16 protein-coding genes are annotated in these 18,106 nt (G+C 68.9%); 10 read left to right on the forward strand and 6 right to left on the reverse strand.

The genetic code is table 11. The annotated features are described in order from the left end of the window. Positions 1–198: 198 nt before the first annotated feature. A complete protein-coding gene (locus NLI01S_RS05405; RefSeq protein WP_067600373.1) occupies positions 199–816 on the reverse strand; it encodes a superoxide dismutase family protein in 618 nt (205 codons plus the stop codon). Positions 817–1,182: 366 nt separating this feature from the next. Here NLI01S_RS05405 and NLI01S_RS05410 point away from each other — a divergent pair, with 366 nt between their 5' ends. From NLI01S_RS05410 to NLI01S_RS05440, 7 genes are all read left to right on the forward strand, one after another. Then, positions 1,183–1,815, forward strand: a complete 633-nt coding sequence (locus tag NLI01S_RS05410; RefSeq protein ID WP_067600149.1) for a YigZ family protein — start codon at positions 1,183–1,185, stop codon at positions 1,813–1,815. A gap of 112 nt (positions 1,816–1,927) precedes the next feature. Then, positions 1,928–3,415: an outer membrane protein assembly factor BamB family protein gene (locus NLI01S_RS05415; RefSeq protein ID WP_067600152.1), complete on the forward strand. Its 1,488-nt coding sequence runs from the start codon at positions 1,928–1,930 to the stop codon at positions 3,413–3,415. A gap of 107 nt (positions 3,416–3,522) precedes the next feature. Beyond that, a complete protein-coding gene (locus tag NLI01S_RS05420) occupies positions 3,523–5,451 on the forward strand; it encodes a methylmalonyl-CoA mutase family protein (protein WP_067600155.1) in 1,929 nt (642 codons plus the stop codon). Next, complete coding sequence (scpA, locus tag NLI01S_RS05425) at positions 5,448–7,682, forward strand: methylmalonyl-CoA mutase (protein WP_067600158.1); 2,235 nt, start codon at positions 5,448–5,450, stop codon at positions 7,680–7,682. Before NLI01S_RS05420 ends, scpA begins: the two co-directional genes overlap by 4 nt. Further along, positions 7,679–8,782 (forward strand): methylmalonyl Co-A mutase-associated GTPase MeaB, encoded by a 1,104-nt coding sequence (gene meaB / locus NLI01S_RS05430; RefSeq protein WP_067600160.1) that lies wholly within the window; start codon positions 7,679–7,681, stop codon positions 8,780–8,782. Before scpA ends, meaB begins: the two co-directional genes overlap by 4 nt. A 269-nt stretch (positions 8,783–9,051) precedes the next feature. Then, a complete protein-coding gene (locus NLI01S_RS05435; RefSeq protein ID WP_067600163.1) occupies positions 9,052–9,423 on the forward strand; it encodes an STAS domain-containing protein in 372 nt (123 codons plus the stop codon). Between the two features lie 552 nt (positions 9,424–9,975). Further along, entirely contained in the window at positions 9,976–10,416 is a 441-nt protein-coding gene (locus NLI01S_RS05440; RefSeq protein WP_223809126.1) for a hypothetical protein, read from the forward strand. A gap of 137 nt (positions 10,417–10,553) precedes the next feature. Here the strand turns inward: NLI01S_RS05440 and xylA are convergent, their stop codons facing one another. Together xylA and NLI01S_RS05450 are read right to left on the reverse strand one after the other, a co-directional pair. After that, complete coding sequence (xylA, locus tag NLI01S_RS05445) at positions 10,554–11,711, reverse strand: xylose isomerase (protein ID WP_067600166.1); 1,158 nt, start codon at positions 11,709–11,711, stop codon at positions 10,554–10,556. A gap of 66 nt (positions 11,712–11,777) precedes the next feature. After that, the gene (locus NLI01S_RS05450) at positions 11,778–12,968 is read right to left on the reverse strand and encodes an ROK family transcriptional regulator (RefSeq protein ID WP_067600169.1); all 1,191 of its coding nucleotides are present in this window, start codon (positions 12,966–12,968) and stop codon (positions 11,778–11,780) included. A 58-nt stretch (positions 12,969–13,026) separates the two neighbouring features. Between NLI01S_RS05450 and NLI01S_RS05455 the strand changes: the two genes are divergently transcribed. Both NLI01S_RS05455 and NLI01S_RS05460 read left to right on the forward strand, forming a co-directional pair. Next, complete coding sequence (locus tag NLI01S_RS05455) at positions 13,027–13,605, forward strand: GNAT family N-acetyltransferase (protein ID WP_067600172.1); 579 nt, start codon at positions 13,027–13,029, stop codon at positions 13,603–13,605. Continuing rightward, a complete protein-coding gene (locus NLI01S_RS05460) occupies positions 13,592–14,059 on the forward strand; it encodes an NUDIX hydrolase (RefSeq protein WP_067600174.1) in 468 nt (155 codons plus the stop codon). Before NLI01S_RS05455 ends, NLI01S_RS05460 begins: the two co-directional genes overlap by 14 nt. A gap of 61 nt (positions 14,060–14,120) precedes the next feature. Here the strand turns inward: NLI01S_RS05460 and NLI01S_RS05465 are convergent, their stop codons facing one another. The 3 genes from NLI01S_RS05465 to NLI01S_RS05475 form a co-directional block, all read right to left on the reverse strand. Beyond that, positions 14,121–15,053, reverse strand: coding sequence for a M48 family metallopeptidase (locus NLI01S_RS05465; RefSeq protein WP_223809127.1), 933 nt, complete (start codon positions 15,051–15,053; stop codon positions 14,121–14,123). A gap of 157 nt (positions 15,054–15,210) precedes the next feature. Beyond that, positions 15,211–15,927: a DivIVA domain-containing protein gene (locus NLI01S_RS05470; RefSeq protein WP_067600177.1), complete on the reverse strand. Its 717-nt coding sequence runs from the start codon at positions 15,925–15,927 to the stop codon at positions 15,211–15,213. A gap of 49 nt (positions 15,928–15,976) precedes the next feature. Next, on the reverse strand, positions 15,977–16,243 hold the full coding sequence (locus NLI01S_RS05475) for a hypothetical protein (protein WP_067600180.1): 267 nt from the start codon (positions 16,241–16,243) through the stop codon (positions 15,977–15,979). Between the two features lie 571 nt (positions 16,244–16,814). Between NLI01S_RS05475 and NLI01S_RS05480 the strand changes: the two genes are divergently transcribed. Further along, the gene (locus tag NLI01S_RS05480) at positions 16,815–18,086 is read left to right on the forward strand and encodes a hypothetical protein (RefSeq protein WP_223809128.1); all 1,272 of its coding nucleotides are present in this window, start codon (positions 16,815–16,817) and stop codon (positions 18,084–18,086) included. Positions 18,087–18,106 lie beyond the last annotated feature (20 nt).

An 18,106-nucleotide genomic window follows, 5' to 3' on the forward strand; every position in this document is an offset into this window, starting at 1 on the left:
AGGGTTGCCCGGCTTGGCGCGAGCGAGAACGGGAGCGCCGGTGTTGGAGGGGTACCACTGAGGGTGAGGGCGGTGGGGCCGGCTCACCCTCACCATCCCCACCGGATCCGGCTTCTCGGCGGGGTGCTGCTCCCAGATCTACCGATTCACCTTGGCCTCACCCTCGCCTCCACCCCCGGGGATCACTCGTCCAGGGGCTCAGAACTCCACGGTCACGCAGGCCAGCCGGTCGCCCGCCGTGCCCGCGTGGCCCTCGTGGGTCGCGGTGTGCTCGTCGTGCAGGACCAGGGAGTTGGCCTCCCCCTCGCGGAACTCCCAGTCGACCGTGGTGGTGACGTAGGCGTTGCCACTGGAGTCGGTGGTCATGTCCAGCCATACCTCGTTCTCCGGGTTGGCATAGGCCGGGTCGGCGGAGGGCTCGTCCTCCGTCGCGGCCGGGTCGACCTCGTCCTGGTAGTGGGGTCCGGCGTCGGCGGGGTCCTCGCCACAGGGCTTGGTGTGCACGTGGGCGCCGAAGTCCCGGTCGGCCTCCAAACCGGTTCCGGTGAACTGCACGTACGTGGACCCGTCTTGGACGCGTACTTGGACGTCGGCGGTGGCGCCTTCGGGCACGGCGGTCTCGTCGTAGGTGACAGCGCCGGTGCTCTCACTGGGAGGAAGGAAGATCGACGCCGTCACGCTGGGCTCGGCGGTGGGCTGGGCCGAGGGGCCCGCGTCGGAAGTGGAGCCGTCGTTGGTCGTGGGCGCTCCCTGGGCGCACCCGGCGACGAGGAAGGCGGTCAGTGCCAGGCCCACGGCGGGTGAGGTGGTGCGCATGTCGGGACTCCCGAGTGATAGTCGCTTGATGTCCGCCACGTTACCCAATGTGTGTACCTGATAACGGCGGGTGCGGAAATTCTGATGTGCCAGGAGGAACGAAGCGCTCGCGCAGGATGAACGCGTCGAGTCGGGTCCGTTGCCCTGTGGGGGTTCCAAGCGCGTCCCGGCATACTCCGGCGAAGGGGACCGTACCAGTCCGAGGGGCTCGGTCAGGCCCGGGTCGAACGCCACGAGCGCGGCCATGCGCATGGTGGTGGGCGCTGTTTCCACCCCCTCCCAACGGCGAAGACCTCGGGGCGTCGGGTTCGTCCCGAAAGCCGGCAGACTGTGCGTCGAACCCATGACCTCTGCTGAACAGGCGACATGCGAACGATCAGACGCGGCGGCGAACATGAGATCGAGATCAAGAAGTCTCGGTTCATCTGCGCCATGGCCAGAGTGGACGGCGAGGAGGCCGCACGCGCGTTCATCGCCGAACGTCGCAAGGAGCACTGGAACGCCAACCACAACTGCACCGCCTACGTGCTCGGAGAGGACGGTGGGATCCAGCGTTCCAGCGACGACGGCGAGCCCGCCGGGACCGCCGGGGTGCCCATGCTCGAAGTGCTGCGCCACCGGCGCATCACCGACACCGTCGCGGTCGTCACCCGATACTTCGGTGGCACCAAGCTCGGTGCCGGCGGCCTGATCAGGGCCTACGGCAACTCCGTGTCTGCGGCGGTGGAGGAGTTCGGTCTGCTGGAGCGTCGGTCGTTGCTGGTGGTGGACGTCCACGCCGACTACGTCCTCGGTGGGCGGTTGGAGAGTGACCTGCGCGACTCTTCGCTCAACGTTCGCGGCGTCGCCTACGAGGAACGGGTCCGTATCGAGGTGGCCCTTCCCGAGGACGAGCTTCCCGCGTTCGAGGTGCGTCTGGCCGAACTGACCGGGGGCCGTGCCGAGTTCGAGGTCCAGGGGACCACCGTGATCGAGGTGGAACCCGACTCGAACGCCTGAACGTTCGGTGCTCACGTACAGGTAACGAGTGGTGGGCTCCGTGTATCCACCTGACCGCTTCGCGGCTTAGGATTTGCCGTAATCATCATCGTTTCATGGGGAGAGACCGTCAATGCGCAGCTCACGCGTGCCCCAGGCCCTGACCTGTGGTCTCGTGGTGCTGATGGTCGCGGGATGCACCGATGATCCGGAGCCCCCCGAGTCCCCGGCAGAGCAGGAGACCGCCCCCATCCCCAGCGAGTTCGATGGGGAGCCCCCGCCCGGGATCGAAGGTGAGGTCCTGCGCCACCTGCACGGTGAGGACGCGGGTGTCCACGAAATCCTCGACGATCCGATGGGCGTGCGCATCAGCCCTGTGGGCGGAGCCTTCCTCATCAGTTCCGGTGGCGAGGACCGCCACCTACTGCACGACGCCGCAACCGGTGACCTCCTCTGGGAGGGCGAGGCGCGTTTCCGGGGTTTCGACGTCGACACCGAGGGCGACCCGGTCCTGGCCCTGAGCGACACCGACGATCGACCGTTCGTGCTGGACGCCCGTGGGCAGACCCTGTGGGAGCCCGCCGAGGAGGGGGACCGCTACCTGGACGGGCTGGCGGTGCGTCGACCGAGTGAGTGGAGCGCCGAGGAACCCGATGGCGACTACACGGTGCTGGACGTCGACGGCGAGGAACTGTGGACCTACACCCTCGAACCCGAGCCCGACGAAGAAGACGAGGGAGCCGACGAGGACACCGGGGAGTCCGGGGAGTCCGGGGAGTCCGGGGACGAGGAGACCGAAGCGGAACCGGTCGACCCGCTGGGCGTTCCGGTCTCCGCCTGGGATGACACGATCCTGCTCGAGGACGCCGAATCGGGCCTGCACGCCTACTCGGTCGACACCGAGGAGGCCGGTGAGCACCTCTGGTCGTTGGACACCGAGAACGAGGACCTCGACCTGTCCAACGCCCCCGTGAGCGTCCCGGAGGTCCTCGGCCTGTACGAGGTCCCGGACCCCGAGGCCCGGGAGACCGGGGACGAGGAGACCGACGAGGAGGACGCCGATGAGCAGGCTCCCGAGGAGGAACCCACCAAGGACGTCATGCTGCTGCGTTGGGCCCAGCCCGAGGCGCCCTCGACGCTGTCCGCGCACGACGTCGACGACGGCGATGTCCTGTGGACGCTTCGGGAGCCCGGGGCCAACCCCGTCTCCGGGCTCTTCGACGAGGCCGGCGCCCCCGGCGGCCTCTACGACTCCGATACCGCCACCCTCCTGTTGTCCCAGGCCAGCGGCGGCGCTCCCATGGTGGCCGTCGACCTGGTGGGGGGCGAGATCCGCTGGGGTCTGGAGGATGAGGCGGGCGCGATCTCCCCCGCCTTCGCGCACGCCGGGTTCGTCTATGGGGACAACCGTTCCAACGAGGACGGCGACAACCAGTTGGTGCTGGAGGCCGAGACCATGGACGTGGTCGCCGACGAGCTGGACGCCCACGTGGAGGCCGTCACGGACACCGGGCACGCCATCCTCGTCCAGGGCCGACAGCGGTTCGTCTACGGTCCGGGCCCCGGGGTCGACTCCGACGTCGACGGTGAGACCGACGCCCCCGAGGAGGACGCGAGTTAGGGGAGGTTCGTTCTCCGCCTCCGCTTCGGCGCGTGTTCGGTCGCCTTCGTCGGAGGACCACACCCCGGCTCGCCGAAACCGAACCGTGTTCTCTACCATCTCGGAGTATGGACGTTCCAGAGAGCGGGTCCGTCGAGGCCCTCGACCTGGCCGAGGGTTTCCCGGCGGCCACACACGAGCGGTGGCGCGAACTCGTCGCCGGGGTGCTGCGCAAGAGCGGTGTCGCCGAGGACCGCCTGGAGCGGACGCCCGAATCGGTGCTCGCCACGCACACCCTCGACGGGTTCGACATCGACCCCCTCTACACCTCCACGCCGCCGGCGCCCGACCCCGGCTACCCCGGACTGGCACCGTTCACCCGCGGGTACCGCCCCGGTGGCGGTGTGCCCGGCGGATGGGACATACGCGCCCGCCACGACGACGCGGACCCGGTCGAGCTGCGCAGGCGCGTCCACAACGACCTGATGAACGGCGTCTCCTCGCTGTGGATCGGCGTGGGCGGTGACGGTCTCCCGGTCTCCCGGCTGGGCGAGGCCCTCGCCGACGTCTACCTCGACCTGGCTCCGGTGGTGTTGCGAGCACCCGGCCCCGAGGCCTTCGACGCGGCTCGGGCACTGTTGGCGGCGCACACCGACGCCGACGTCCCCGACGGTCGCGTCATCTCCCACCTGGGCCTGGACCCGCTCACCACGGCCGCCCTGGCCGGCGAGCGCCCCGAGGTGGCCGACGCCGCACGGTTCGCCGCCGAACGGGCCGCCCGCCACCCGCACCTCGGACTGTTCATCGCCGACGGCACCCTGGCGCACAACGCCGGCGGGTCCGACTCCCAGGAGATCGGCGCGGCCATCGCCGCCGGGACCACCTACCTGCGCGCCCTCGTCGAGACCGGTCTGGACGTGGCCGACGCCGTCGAGCGGATCGAGTTCCGGCTGGCCGCCAACGCCGACCAGTTCGCGGTGATCGCCAAGCTCCGCGCGGTCCGCGCCATGTGGAACCAGGTACTGGAGGTCTCCGGGGTGCCGGCCGACCGGCGCGCCATGCGCCTGCACGCCACCACCTCGGACGCGATGCTCACCCGCCGCGACCCGCACGTCAACATGTTGCGGACCACGATCGCCTGCTTCGCCGCCGGGGTGGGCGGTGCCGACGCCGTCACCGTCGCACCCTTCGACTCCGCCATCGGGCTGCCCGACGACTTCGCCCGGCGCGTCGCCCGCAACACCCAGTCGCTGCTCATCGAGGAATCGCACCTGGCGCAGGTCATCGACCCCGCAGGCGGCTCCTTCTACGTGGAGTCCCTCACCGGGGACCTGTACCGCGCCGGGTGGGGTTTCTTCCAGGAGTTGGAGCGGTCCGGTGGTGTCGTGGAGGCCATCGCCCGAGGTGAACTGCGTGCCGCCGTCGACGAGGTGTGGGAACGTCGCCGACAGGACCTGGCCACCCGTTCCGCACCGCTGACCGGGCTGAGCGAGTTCCCGAACCTGGACGAGACGCCGCTGGTGCGCGAGACCGACCCCGGTCGGATCGAACCGTCCGCCGAAGGCTTCCCGGTACGCCGCTACGGGCAGGACTACGAGGCACTGCGCGACCGTTGCGACGTCCAAGAAGCCGAGGCCGGTCACCGCCCCACCGCGTTCCTGGCAACGCTGGGGCCGGTGGCGGTGCACACAGCACGCGCGTCCTTCGCCACCAACCTGCTCGCCGCCGGTGGGATCGCCACCGACTCCCCTGGGCCGCTGGAGGACCCGCGCTCCGCGGCGGAGGCCTTCGCCGCCTCCGGCCACCGGGTCGCGGTCATCTGTTCCTCCGACACGGTGTACGCCGAGCACGCCGAAGCGCTGGCACGCGCCCTGAAGGGAGCGGGTGCCCGTCGAGTCCTGCTCGCCGGGGCGCCGCGCGACGCCTACCGTGAGGCGGGGGTGGACGTGTTCGCCCACAAGGGCTGTGACGCCGTCGCCCTGCTCTCCGACCTGGTGGACGTCCTCATCACCGATCCGCCCGTCAGCACCACCGACGCCCAGGGGGCGAGCTCATGATCCCCGACTTCTCCGACATCGCACCGGAGCCACCGGCCTTCACCGGGCAGGGGCCCCATGGCGGCGCCGACTGGCGGCGGACCCTGGAGGAGACGACCGGCAAGGCCGCCGACGCCCTGGAATGGGAGACCCCCGAGGGAATCGGGGTCAAACCGCTCTACACTCCTGCCGACCGGGCCGGCCTGGACTTCGTCGATGGACTGCCGGGCGTTCCGCCGTACCTGCGCGGGCCCTACCCGACCATGTACGTCAACCAGCCGTGGACCATCCGTCAGTACGCCGGGTTCTCCACCGCACAGGAGTCCAACGCCTTCTACCGGCGCAACCTCGCCGCCGGCCAGAAGGGCCTGTCGGTCGCCTTCGACCTGGCCACCCACCGCGGTTACGACTCCGACCACCCCCGGGTCGCCGGCGACGTCGGAATGGCCGGGGTGGCCATCGACTCCGTCTACGACATGCGGCAACTGTTCGACGGCATCCCGTTGGACAAGATGAGCGTCTCCATGACCATGAACGGTGCGGTGCTGCCGATCCTGGCGCTGTACATCGTCGCCGCCGAGGAACAGGGTGTGCCGCCCGAGAAGCTGTCGGGGACCATCCAGAACGACATCCTCAAGGAGTTCATGGTCCGCAACACCTACATCTACCCGCCGACGCCGTCGATGCGGATCATCTCCGACATCTTCGCCTACAGCTCCCAGCGGATGCCGCGGTTCAACTCCATCTCGATCTCCGGCTACCACATGCAGGAGGCCGGGGCCACGGCCGACCTGGAGCTGGCCTACACGCTCGCCGACGGGGTGGAGTACATCCGTGCCGGTCAGCGCTCCGGTCTGGACGTGGACGCGTTCGCGCCGCGGCTGTCGTTCTTCTGGGCGATCGGCATGAACTTCTTCATGGAGGTCGCCAAGCTGCGCGCCGCCCGTCTGCTGTGGGCGCGTCTGGTCAAGGACCTCGGTGGGACCAAGGACAAGTCGCTGAGCCTGCGCACCCACTCGCAGACCTCAGGCTGGTCGCTCACCGCGCAGGACGTGTTCAACAACGTGGCCCGCACCTGCGTGGAGGCGATGGCCGCGACCCAGGGGCACACCCAGTCGCTGCACACCAACGCCCTGGACGAGGCGTTGGCCCTGCCCACCGACTTCTCCGCGCGCATCGCCCGCAACACCCAACTGCTGCTGCAACAGGAGTCCGGAACCACCCGGGTGGTCGACCCCTGGGGCGGCAGTTACTACGTGGAGAGCCTGACCCACCAGCTCGCGACCAAGGCCTGGGCGCACATCCAGGAGGTCGAGAAGGCCGGCGGTATGGCCGCGGCGATCGACGCCGGGCTGCCCAAGATGCGCATCGAGGAGGCGGCCGCCCGCACCCAGGCGCGTATCGACTCGGGGCGTCAGCCGGTGATCGGCGTCAACAAGTACCGGCCGGACACCCCCGACGAGATCGATGTGCTCAAGGTCGACAACACCCGGGTGCGCGCCGAACAGCTGGAGAAGCTGCGCCGCCTGCGCGAGGAGCGCGACGACGACGAGGTGCGCGCCGCGCTGGACGCGCTGACCGAGGCCGCCGGACGCGAGTCCAAGGCGGACGAGGACCTCACCGACAACCTCCTGGCCGCCGCGGTGAACGCCGCCCGGGCCAAGGCCACCGTGGGGGAGATCTCCGACGCGATGGAGAAGGTCTTCAACCGTCACTCCGGTCAGATCCGTACCATCCAGGGTGTGTACAAGGACGAGGCCGCCGGCAGCGCCGACGCCGCCGGGCTGATGGACCGGGTGACGGCACGCGTCGACGAGTTCGCCGAGGAGGAGGGGCGTCGTCCCCGCATCCTGGTGGCGAAGATGGGCCAGGACGGTCACGACCGCGGTCAGAAGGTCATCGCGACCGCCTTCGCCGACCTCGGCTTCGACGTCGACGTGGGCCCGTTGTTCCAGACCCCGGGAGAGGTCGCCGCCCAGGCCGTGGAGGCCGACGTGCACGTGATCGGGGTGTCCTCCCTCGCCGCGGGGCACCTGACCCTGGTGCCGGCGCTGCGCGAGGAACTGGCGGTGCTCGATCGCTCGGACATCATGATCGTGGTCGGCGGGGTCATCCCCCCGGGTGACTTCGAGGAGCTGCGCGAGGCCGGAGCGTCGGCGATCTTCCCACCGGGCACGGTGATCGCCGAAGCCGCCATCGACCTGCTCGACGAACTCGAACAACGTCTGGGAACGGACCTGGAAGGGGAGTGACCGTGACGGCGCGCAGGAGTCGTTCGGTGGACGTGGACGCCCTGGCCGAGGGGGTCCTGGCCGGACACCGGCCGACCCTGGCCCGGGCGATCACCCTGGTGGAATCGCGCCGTCGTGACCACGCGCGCTCCGCCCAGGAGCTGCTGGTGCGGTTGCTGCCGCACACCGGAAAGGCGCGACGGGTGGGGATCACCGGGGTGCCCGGGGTGGGCAAGTCGACCTTCATCGACGCGCTCGGCAGTCGGCTGACCTCGAACGGGCATCGGGTGGCCGTGCTGGCCGTGGACCCTTCGTCCACCCGGACCGGTGGCAGCATCCTCGGCGACAAGACCCGGATGTCCGAGCTGGCGGTCGACCCGAACGCGTTCATCCGCCCCTCTCCCACGGCCGGAACCCTCGGTGGGGTGGCCCGGGCGACCCGGGAGACCATGCTGCTGATGGAGGCGGCCGGGTTCGACGTGGTCCTGGTCGAGACGGTGGGCGTCGGGCAGTCCGAGGTCACCGTCGCGGCGATGGTGGACTGCTTCCTCTTCCTCACCCTGGCGCGCACCGGTGACCAGCTCCAGGGCATCAAGAAGGGCGTCCTGGAACTGGTGGACGTCGTGGCGGTGAACAAGGCCGACGGGCCGCACGCCGACGACGCCCGCAAGGCCGCCCGCGAGCTCTCCAGGGCCCTGCGGCTGCTCCAGCCCGTCCACCCCGAGTGGCGTCCACCCGTGTTGACCTGTAGTGGCCTGACCGGGGACGGGCTGGACCGGGTGTGGGAGGCCGTGCTCGAACACCGGTCCGTGCTGGAACGCGACGGTACCCTGGCCGAGCGTCGTAGCGCCCAGGGCGTCAGCTGGATGTGGGACCAGGTCCGGGATCGGTTGATGGACACCTTCCTACGCGACCGGGAAGTGTCGGATCTCATTCCGGACATGGAGGCGGGGGTGCGCTCGGGGGAGACCACGCCCACCCTGGCCGCCCGCACCCTGCTGGAGACCTTCACGCAGCGTGATGGTGTTCGGGAGGCGGGAACGGAACGTGACCGGCCTGAAGAGGACACCGAAGCCCTTCGAGGACCAGCCGACAACACCGGTTCCGATGTCGTGAAATAACCCAGTGTCAACGGTCGAAACCCGGACACTGGAACGAGGTTCTCGCCCATGAGGCGAAAATTTCTTGCCCGATGCCATTCCCGTCGCGGCGGTTCGCTTATACCGTGTGTGTCCAACGACCGACCAGATCGCTCGGGCACGAGGGAACCCTCCGCACCGGATCGGCTCTGTGGGAGTGGAGCCGGGCCCGGTGGTCGTACCCGGTCGGGCTGCGTATGGTTAAGCGAGGGACCCCTCACCATCTGAACGTGGGGCCGGGAGGAGTGAACGTGCACAGGCTCGGACTGAGCACGCGGGTCGAAAGCCACAGCGTGATCGTCGCGATCGAGGGAGAGCTCGACATCGCGACCGCCGCAGACCTCCAGGAGCACATCGGGACCACGATCGAGGACCACGGTCCGTGGCTCATCCTGGACCTGTCCGCGCTGGACTTCATGGACTCCAGCGGGCTGAACGTCATCATCAACGCCTACCGGGCCGTTCGTGAGCAGAACGGTTCACTGTCGTTGGCCGCTCTGAACGAACGAGTCACCAAGGTCGTCCGCCTGGTCGGCCTGCACCGTCAGGTACCGGTCCACCAGACCGTCGCCACCGCGATCGCCGCGATGGAGGCCCTGGAGGCCAAACGGCAGGCCGGTTAGCCACCGCTCGAACCCGTCGAGGTCCCGTGGCCGCTCCGACCTCGGGACCACCACGGACTTCAAGCGATCGGTCACACCGCGCCCCGGAACCAGAGGGCTCTGCCTTCGTGGTCGGTCCGGTGTGCCTCCGTGGGTGGGAAGACAGGGTAGGGGCCATGCCCCGTGTCCATGCCCCGCTCCGTCTCCGACGTCCTGATCCGCTTCCAGGGCCGAGCCCAGAACGACCCGCGCCAACCACGGTCGCCGGGCCGGTTCCCGGAGCGCCCCGACCGTCCTCGGTCACGGGTGGGCGTTCCGTGGGCAAGAGTCGGTATTGCCGTTCCGGGATAGATTGTGGAGATGAGCGAGCATGTGCCTCCCCCCACATCCGGTCGTCGACATCCGAGGGTCCTGATCGGACGGATCCAGATTTACGCACAGAACGATCCGCGCGGCTATGCCATCAGGGCCTTTCCGTTCCTCCTTCTCCTGTCTTTGGGCGTTCCTCTTCTTGTGATCGGGGCTTCGGGCGCGGACCGGTCGTTTTTTCCATCGCTCCTGTTGTGCGCTCTGGTGCCGAGCGTGATCATGGGCGTGACCATGATCGCCTTCATGCCATGGTTCGTGCGGTGGACGGTGGGGACTTCCACGATCTCTCCGGACACCGACCCGGACGACCTGTTGGCGGGTAAACGTCAGTTGCGCAAGGGTTGCCTGCACGAACGGGACCAGATCAACCGCGCGGCTCGGATCATCGCCGCCCAGGCCGAGACCAAGATGAATTCACCCAAGGCCCTCACCGTGATCGGGGTCATCGGATTCGTTTTCTTCACGGGATTCGCGGTGTTGACCTATCTCGCCTTGGGGTCCGTCCTCGGCTTCTGGTTCCATGCCCTCTTCGCCGGACTGATGGCCTTCTACGTCCTCTTCTTGGCCCCCTGGGCCAAGCGTTATCGTCAGCGCGCCCGAGACTTCGCCGTTCTCTACGACGCCCACCGGCAGGAAAGCCGGTAGGGCGTCTGGCCCGACGGATGCCGGGCCTTTCGCACCGCCGCCCCCGGGGGGGGGGCTTTCGCCACCCGGGGGCGACCCCGCCTCGGACACACCGGCATGTGTTCGTTCCGAGACGGGAGAACCGATCACGGCGTGGTTCAGCGCACGCCGAGCAGGTGCTCCAGGGCCAGTTGGTCCAGACGCTCGAAGTGGTAACCGCGCCGGCCCACCTCGGCCAGGTCCAGGTCCTCCTTGAGCAGGTCGGCGACGCCCTCACCGGGGGCCAGGGTGGACTCGGACAGTTCCGGTACCCGGGCCTCGGCCAGTGCGGCGGCCACCGCCGGATCGGCGCGGAACGCAGCGGCCTTGTCCTTGAGGATCAGGTAGTTGCGCATGCACGCGGCGGCGGACTCCCACACCCCGGACATGTCCTCGGTCCGGGGCGGCTTGAAGTCGAAGTGCTTGGGACCCGCGTAACCGGCCCGCTCCAACAGGTCGACCAGGAAGAACGACTCCTTCAGGTCGCCCGCGCCGAAGCGCAGGTCCTGGTCGTACTTCACGCCCCGCTGACCGTTCAGATCGATGTGGAACAGCTTGTCCGCCCACAGCGCCTGGGCGACACCGTGCGTGAAGTTGAGTCCGGCCATCTGCTCGTGGCCGACCTCGGGGTTGACCCCCACCATCTCGGAGTGTTCGAGGCTGTTGATGAACGCCAAGGCGTGGCCGACCGTGGGCAGCAGGACGTCACCGCGCGGCTCGTTCGGCTTGGGCTCGATGGCGAAACGCAGGTCGTATCCCTGTTCGCGTACGTACGCGCACAGCAGGTCGAACGCCTCGCGCAGACGGTCGAGGGCGGCGTGGTCGTCCTTGCCGGCCTCGGACTCGGCGCCGTCCATGCCACCCCAGCACACGTAGGTTCGCGCACCGAGGGAGGCGGCCAGGTCGATGTTGCGGATGACCTTGCGCAGCGCGTACCGGCGCACGTCGCGGCTGTTGGAGGTGAAGCCGCCGTCCCGGAACACCGGGTGGGAGAACAGGTTGGTGGTCGCCATCGGCACGGTCAGCCCGGTCTCCTCCAGGGCCGCGGTGAACCGGGTGACGATCGCGTCGCGTTCGGCGGTGGTGCTGCCGCGCGGGATGAGGTCGTCGTCGTGGAAGGTGATGCCGTGCGCGCCGAGTTCGGCCAAGCGGCGGACCGCCTCCACGGGGTCGAGCGGGGGGCGGACGGGGTCACCGAAGGTGTTGACGCCCTGCCATCCCACGGTCCACAGACCGAAGGTGAAGTTGTCCTCTGGGGTGGGCTGGTAATCGGACATGGCTGTGCTCCTGGGGGTCGGTCCGAGGCCGGACGCGATCAGTTTGTCTAGAGTCACAACTAATTGTCAACGGGGCAGTGGAAGGTCTCCCGTTTCCATGGAGTGGATCATCACCGCGGCGCCACCCCGAGCCGCCGCGCTCATCCCCAGATCAGAAGGCTCCACTCGACAACCGCCCGCGGCAGGGGCGAAGGACCGTGCCAACGCGGCCCCTCGACACCGCGGGAGCAACCACGGCGCTAGCGGTACGAAGTAACCGCCCAACACCACCGCGCCCGGGTTGACCACGTTGACCAGCACGGCCACCCCGCGGCCCAGCCATTCGCCCGCCCGCTCCAACGCGCTCAGAGTGGTGGGGTCACCCGCCTCGGCGCGCTCCACCGTCGACGCGACCAGGTCGGCGACGTCGCCCCCCGAGGAATCGGGCAGCGCATCGCGCAGGATCGCCCCCACTCCGGCGAGGGCCTCCAGACAACCCCGCCGACCACAGGAGCACTCCGGGCCGTTCGGCTCCAGCTCCAGGTGCCCGACCTCCCCGGCCCACCCACCGGAGCCACGCACCAGTTCACCGCCGGTCAGCACACCCGCGCCGATGCCGACCTCACCGGTCAGGTACACCAGGTCCGGTATGCCCGCGCACGGACCGAACCGGAACTCGGCCATCGCGCCGAGGTTGGCGTCGTTGTCCACCAACACCGGCACCCCGTCCAGGGAACCCCGGACCAGGTCCCCCAGGGGTACGTCCCGCCACCCCAGGTTCGGCGCCCGGGTCACCACCCCCGACGGCACGTCGATCAGCCCCGGAACGGCGACGCTCACCCCCACCAGGCGGCGCCCCCGCAACGCGGGATCCTCCGCGACCTCCCGCAGCGCCTCGGAGATCCTCCGGGCACATTCTTCGGCCCCTTCGGCCCGCGCGTCCAAGGGGACGTGCCGTTCCACCAGCTCGCGGTTCAACAGGTCCACCGCCACCACCGACAGGTAGTCGACGTTGACCTCCAGTCCCACCGCCGCCACCGACCGGTCGTCCAACGCGAGCAGCACCCCGGGGCGGCCCACCCTGCGCTGCGAGGTCTCCCCGGTCTCCCTGACCAGGCCGCGCTCCATCAGGTCGGTGACCAGGTTGGAGACGGTGGTCTTGTTCAGACCCGTGTTCGCGGCCACGGTCGCCCGAGAACACGGCGCCAGCTCCCGCACGGTCCCCAACACCGACCGCAGATTGGTCTCCCGGACGGTCTGGAAGCTCACCCTCTCCAACAGGACCCCTTAGAAAAACCCATTGCCCGCTCCAGGGGCCGCTGATCGGATCCCCATCATGGTGCCTTCCGACCTCTTCCGCGACCAGCCCACCCTCCATGGACGCGGGGTACGGCTCGTCCTGCTCGGCGCCGAGAACGCCGATGACTTCATCCAGGGGATCATCGACCTCGATCCGCGGGTCCGTCGTCTCACCGGTACCCACCGGACCTTCACCGAGGTCGAACTGCGGGCCTTCGCCGCGAGCCGCCCGGACCACCACGACCGGGCCGACCGGCTCATCTACGCCGACGACACCTGCGTCGGTGACTGCGCCCTGATCGACCTCGACCCGGACAACGCCGAGGTGCACTACCGGATCGCGCTGAACAGCATGGATTTCACCGATCGCGGCTACGGCAAGGCCGCCACGGACGCCGTCCTGGAGTACGCCTTCGAGACCGCCGGGATCCATCGGGTGGCGCTGGAGGTGTTCGACGTCAACACCAACGCCCGGCGTTCCTACGAGAAGTCCGGTTTCGTCCGCGAGGGGGTGTGGCGCGAGCATCTGCGATGGAACGACGCATGGCACGACGCGGTGCTGATGTCGATTCTGAACGAGGAGTACGCGCTACGGTCGGAGCATGCCCGTCCCTGACTTCCTCAAGCGCCTGCGCGAACACGTGGGCCACGATCTGCTGCCCCTGGTCGGGGTGACCGCGGTGGTGCTGGACCAGGAGAAGGTCCTCCTGCACCGACGTTCCGACGACGGTCGCTGGGCCACCCCGGGCGGCATCCTGGAACCGGGCGAACAGCCGGCGCCGGCCGTGGTCCGTGAGGTGTGGGAGGAGACCGGAGTGCACATCGAGGTGGAGCGCCTGGTCACTGTGATCACCCAGGAACCGCACACCTACCCCAACGGCGACCAGGTGCAGTTCCTCGACCTGGCCTTCCGTTGCCGACCCATCGGTGGTGAGGCCCGCGCGGACAACGACGAGAGCCTGGAGGTCGGCTGGTTCGCCCAGGAGGAACTACCTCCCATGGCCGACCGCATTCTGGAACGCATCCACAATGCCCGCCATCCCGAAGGCACGCCCTACTACCTTCGGTGAGCCCCGGCGATCACGGCGCCCGCGGCCCGCCGCGCGGGGGAGCGGCCGGACCGTTCCGGTTTCACAGCAGAACGCGTCCTCTGCGGCTGCGGTCCCGGAGCGCGGCCATCCGCCGGACGTTGCCCGGCCGCCGCGACAGCAAGTGGTACACGAACAACGAGGGATCCCGGTCGACCGACGCCCGGGCGGCCATCTCACCCAGGTTCACCCGCGTGTACAGATTCGATCCACCGGCGAACAGCCGTACCGCCGACGCGCCCTCGGGGACGTGCGCCAGACCGTGGTCGTCCGCCGTGTACTCCCGCGCGCGGGCCAACGACGCGCCCAGCCCAGGGACGAGTTCGGCCCCCAGGATCGCTAGGCGCTGCCAGTAGCCGGTGTGTCCGGAGGTGACGTGCCCGATCTGGTGGGCCACCAGGAACGCCATCGCGTCGGGGTCGCGAGGCCGTCCGGAACCGTCGAGCAGGGCGCCGGGAAGTACCAGGTACCTGCGCAGCCCGTGCCCGGAGGCGTCGGTGCGCGGTGACGCCTCCCCGCGCCGCACGTACGCCTCTGGGGTCTTGGGCAACCCCATCTCCCGGCTGAGGGACACCACCACGCGGTACACCTCGGGGAACTGGGTGGGGGAGACACGCACCGATTCCGCGCGTTCGCGGGCGTACCTCAGTCCGCTCACCCACCAGCACACCAACGGCACCGCACCCAAGGCCGTAACGGCCCAAGGGAGCGACCAGAGCGACCACACCAGATGGAACAGGGCGCTCATGGCCGCCACCGACACCACCGTGCACAGGGCGAACAGCGGTCGCTCCCAGGGATGCCGGGGGGACAGCACCACGTGGTCTTCGGAATCCTCGGTGCACAATTCGGGCGCATGGCCGTTGAGGAAGGTCGGCCGCGGCGTGTGGTGATTCCTGGACGTGGTGGCGCGGCCGGTGACCGCGTGGACCGAGCAGGCCGGGGTGGGTGCTCCGGGCGGCGTGGCGTGTTGCATGCTGCTCCCCTCGAGCCGCCGAAGACACGGGGTCACTGTTCCCGGAGCCGCCGGCGGCATGGGATTACTACTCTCTGTACTCGAATATTACGTTCCGCTTCCCTGGGCGTGGTGTGTCGCTGACGGCGTGTTCCCGCGCGGGTGTTCAAGGCGCTCGTCAGTGGTGCTCATACAGGCGCAGTTCGTCGGCGAGGACGTCCAGGAAACGGTCGACCTGGGCGGGGTCGTAGCCCGGCCTGGCCCGAGTGGTGGCGAACTGGGCCCGTTCCACCTCACTCGCGGTGAGGGTGGCTCGGTCCTGACGGCCCTGGAGCAGCACACCCAGCGTGTACTCGGCGCGGTCCAGGAAATCGTCGACCTCCTGCTCGTTGTATCCCGTGGTCAGCCGGGTGGTGGCGAAGCGCTGGTTGCGAATGTCGTCCGGGGTCATCCGGGGGCCGGACGGCACCGGCCGACCGGTCGGGGGCTGGGGGGCGGGTGGTCCTCCGGCGCGGGGATCGTCCGCCACGGGACGCCCGGGCGCCACGGTGGGGGATCGTCTCGGATCACCTCGGGTCGGATGCGGTGGCAGCGGCGGGGGCGCCTGCTGGCCCAACCCACGTCCGGCGAGGTCGGCGATCACGGTGTCGAGGAAGTCGTCCACCTCGTCCTCGCGGTACCCGGGACTCATCCGGGTGGTGCGGAAGCGAGAGTTGCGGATCTCCTCGGCCGTGATCAGAGGCCCCTTGCGCGGTCCGCCCTCCAAGGCGATCAGGGTCGCCTCGATCCGGTCGAGGAGCGCGTCGACGTCCTCCTCGTTGTAGCCCGGGCGCAGGCGCACCGTGTGGAACTTCTTGTCGCGGATGTCCGCCGGTGTCAGAGGCATGGTCCCCATTGTGCAGTTCATACGGGTCGAAGGGGCCGAAACAGGAGCCCATGGGTGGTCAGGTGCCGTCTTGTCGGCCATCCTGTCGACCTTCGAGTCGGTCGGCGAGCAGATCAAGGTAGTCCAGCACCTGTTGGTGGTCCAAGCCCCGCAACACCACGTCGAACTCGGGAGAGCGCAACCGTTCGGCCGAGATCGTGGCCGAGGCGGGTGAGGCGAGGGCGCGTAGACCCTGTTCGATGACGTCGGCGACCTGGGCGCGGTGGAACCCGCGCAGGACGAGGTCGAACTCGGGTTCGGGGAGGGCCGGAGCCGGGGGATTCATGGACCGCATTATGCCGAGGTGGGGTGGCCCGCGCCATGCCGGATGGTGTTTCTGGCCGAGTGTGGACGTAGGTCCCGTTCCGTGCGGAAGGTCGGGTAACGACATGATCGGGTGGCCGACGGAGTGACGCGCGCCACCGAAAAGGCGGTGAACCACCGGTGCTCGCGGCGGGCCCTTCTGTGAAGGACGCTCGTGCCGGCGAACGGTTCACACGATCATCAAAGAATCACTGAATTCGCCGATGTCTGTCACGAATGGTGATTGTCGATCGCCATCGTTTCCTTTCTGAAACCCGGTTTCGCGACCGCCTGTCCGTTGCTTGTGTATTGTTCACATCAAGCAGGCGAACGCGAAGAAATCGGCTTTTCCGGCCCTGGCCTTCGCGGGTCGTAGCCGATCCCGTGCTTCGTTGCGCCAGGTCAAGGGCTTCTGTGTGCCCTGGCCGATCCCCCATCCGACCCTGGTCGAAGCTTCTGTGAGGTCCCCCGCGCGTTGTGGGTTTCGCGGTGGAAATCCCGACCAGACCGGGCCCGATTCCTCTCGGGCCAGGACGATCCGAAAAGGATTGATCTTGAAGAACGCTCGCTTCAGCGCTCGACGTGTGCTTCAGGGCGGTGCGGCCTTCGCCGCTCTCGGCGCTCTCGGTATCGCCACCGCGATGCCGGCCCACGCGGACACCTACGGTTGGGGATACGCCTCCGCCGTCGGCGGTGACGGAGTCTCGGAAACGTACGTCACCCAGGACCAGACGGTCTCCAACTCCTTCTCCAGCGGTATCGGCGGCTGGCTGACCGTCGACGGCACGACCACCGCCACGGTCAACGCCGAGGGTGCCACCGCCACCACGGTCGTCGACTCGGCTCGCGTCCTCATCACCCTCGACGACCTCGAGGACATCCTCGACCCCGAGGCGGATGACGAGGAGGAGGCGGAAGAGGAGATCGAGGAGGACGACGGCGAGACCGACGGGACCGGTGAGACGGACGGGACCGACGAGACGGACGGGATCGAGGACACCAAGGACGAGGACGGTTCTTCGCAGGACCCGGGGGACCTGCCTTCGGAGGGCACCGACCCCGATGACGAAGCCGAGGTCTCCATCCCGGACAACGGCCCCGAGCCGTCGCCGACCCCCGAGCCCTCGCCGACCCCCGAGGCCGACGCGGATGGCGCCGCAGGCACGGTGGACACGACCGTCGACGACGCGGTCGACGAGGTCATCGAGCTGAACGAGGAGAACTCCGAGCTCGTCGATGGTGGTGACACCGTCTTCATCGAGGCCACCGTCACCGGTGCCACGGTGAGCACCTCCCAGAGCTGGGACGGAAAGGTATCCCACCACGCGTTCGAGGGGAACCTGTCCGTGCCGGACGAGGTCGCCACCCTCGCCAACGGTGAGGAGGTCGTGATCGACCTCGTCCCGGTCGTCGATCAGGGTGTCGCCCAGACCGAGGACGCCGGTTTCCTCTGGAACGACGCGTACACCAACCTCTACCTGGCCTTCTCCGTCGATGGTGAGATCGTGAACGGCTACCCGCTCGCCGAGAGCGCCGCGGGTATCACCACCGGTGCGACCGGCGGTGACGGTGACACCGGTGGTGGTGACAAGGGTGATGAGGGCGACGACAGGACCCCGCCGAGGGAGCGCGACAAGGACACGCTGCCGGCTTCGGACGTCAAGGACGTCAAGGACGCCGAGCCGCTGGCCACGACCGGTTCCCCGCTCCTCGGACTGGTCGCCGCGGGTGCCGCGGTAGCCGCCGGTGGTGGCGCCGCCGCCTTCCTCGCGCGCCGCAAGAAGAACGACACCGAGGTGGACGAGACCGCGACCACCGAGAGCTGACCTTTCGCCGCTCGACCATC

The organism is Nocardiopsis listeri NBRC 13360 (assembly GCF_001570765.1).
GTDB classification, from domain to species: domain Bacteria; phylum Actinomycetota; class Actinomycetes; order Streptosporangiales; family Streptosporangiaceae; genus Nocardiopsis; species Nocardiopsis listeri.

What these genes read in the sequence shown, in the direction of transcription:
- NLI01S_RS05405 (WP_067600373.1), bottom strand. Translation starts at nt 816, where the DNA reads ATGCGCACCACCTCACCCGCCGTGGGCCTGGCACTGACCGCCTTCCTC.
- NLI01S_RS05410 (WP_067600149.1), top strand. Translation starts at nt 1,183, where the DNA reads ATGCGAACGATCAGACGCGGCGGCGAACATGAGATCGAGATCAAGAAG.
- NLI01S_RS05415 (WP_067600152.1), top strand. Translation starts at nt 1,928, where the DNA reads ATGCGCAGCTCACGCGTGCCCCAGGCCCTGACCTGTGGTCTCGTGGTG.
- NLI01S_RS05420 (WP_067600155.1), top strand. Translation starts at nt 3,523, where the DNA reads ATGGACGTTCCAGAGAGCGGGTCCGTCGAGGCCCTCGACCTGGCCGAG.
- scpA (WP_067600158.1), top strand. Translation starts at nt 5,448, where the DNA reads ATGATCCCCGACTTCTCCGACATCGCACCGGAGCCACCGGCCTTCACC.
- xylA (WP_067600166.1), bottom strand. Translation starts at nt 11,711, where the DNA reads ATGTCCGATTACCAGCCCACCCCAGAGGACAACTTCACCTTCGGTCTG.
- NLI01S_RS05455 (WP_067600172.1), top strand. Translation starts at nt 13,027, where the DNA reads ATGGTGCCTTCCGACCTCTTCCGCGACCAGCCCACCCTCCATGGACGC.
- NLI01S_RS05460 (WP_067600174.1), top strand. Translation starts at nt 13,592, where the DNA reads ATGCCCGTCCCTGACTTCCTCAAGCGCCTGCGCGAACACGTGGGCCAC.
- NLI01S_RS05465 (WP_223809127.1), bottom strand. Translation starts at nt 15,053, where the DNA reads ATGCAACACGCCACGCCGCCCGGAGCACCCACCCCGGCCTGCTCGGTC.
- NLI01S_RS05470 (WP_067600177.1), bottom strand. Translation starts at nt 15,927, where the DNA reads ATGGGGACCATGCCTCTGACACCGGCGGACATCCGCGACAAGAAGTTC.
- NLI01S_RS05475 (WP_067600180.1), bottom strand. Translation starts at nt 16,243, where the DNA reads ATGAATCCCCCGGCTCCGGCCCTCCCCGAACCCGAGTTCGACCTCGTC.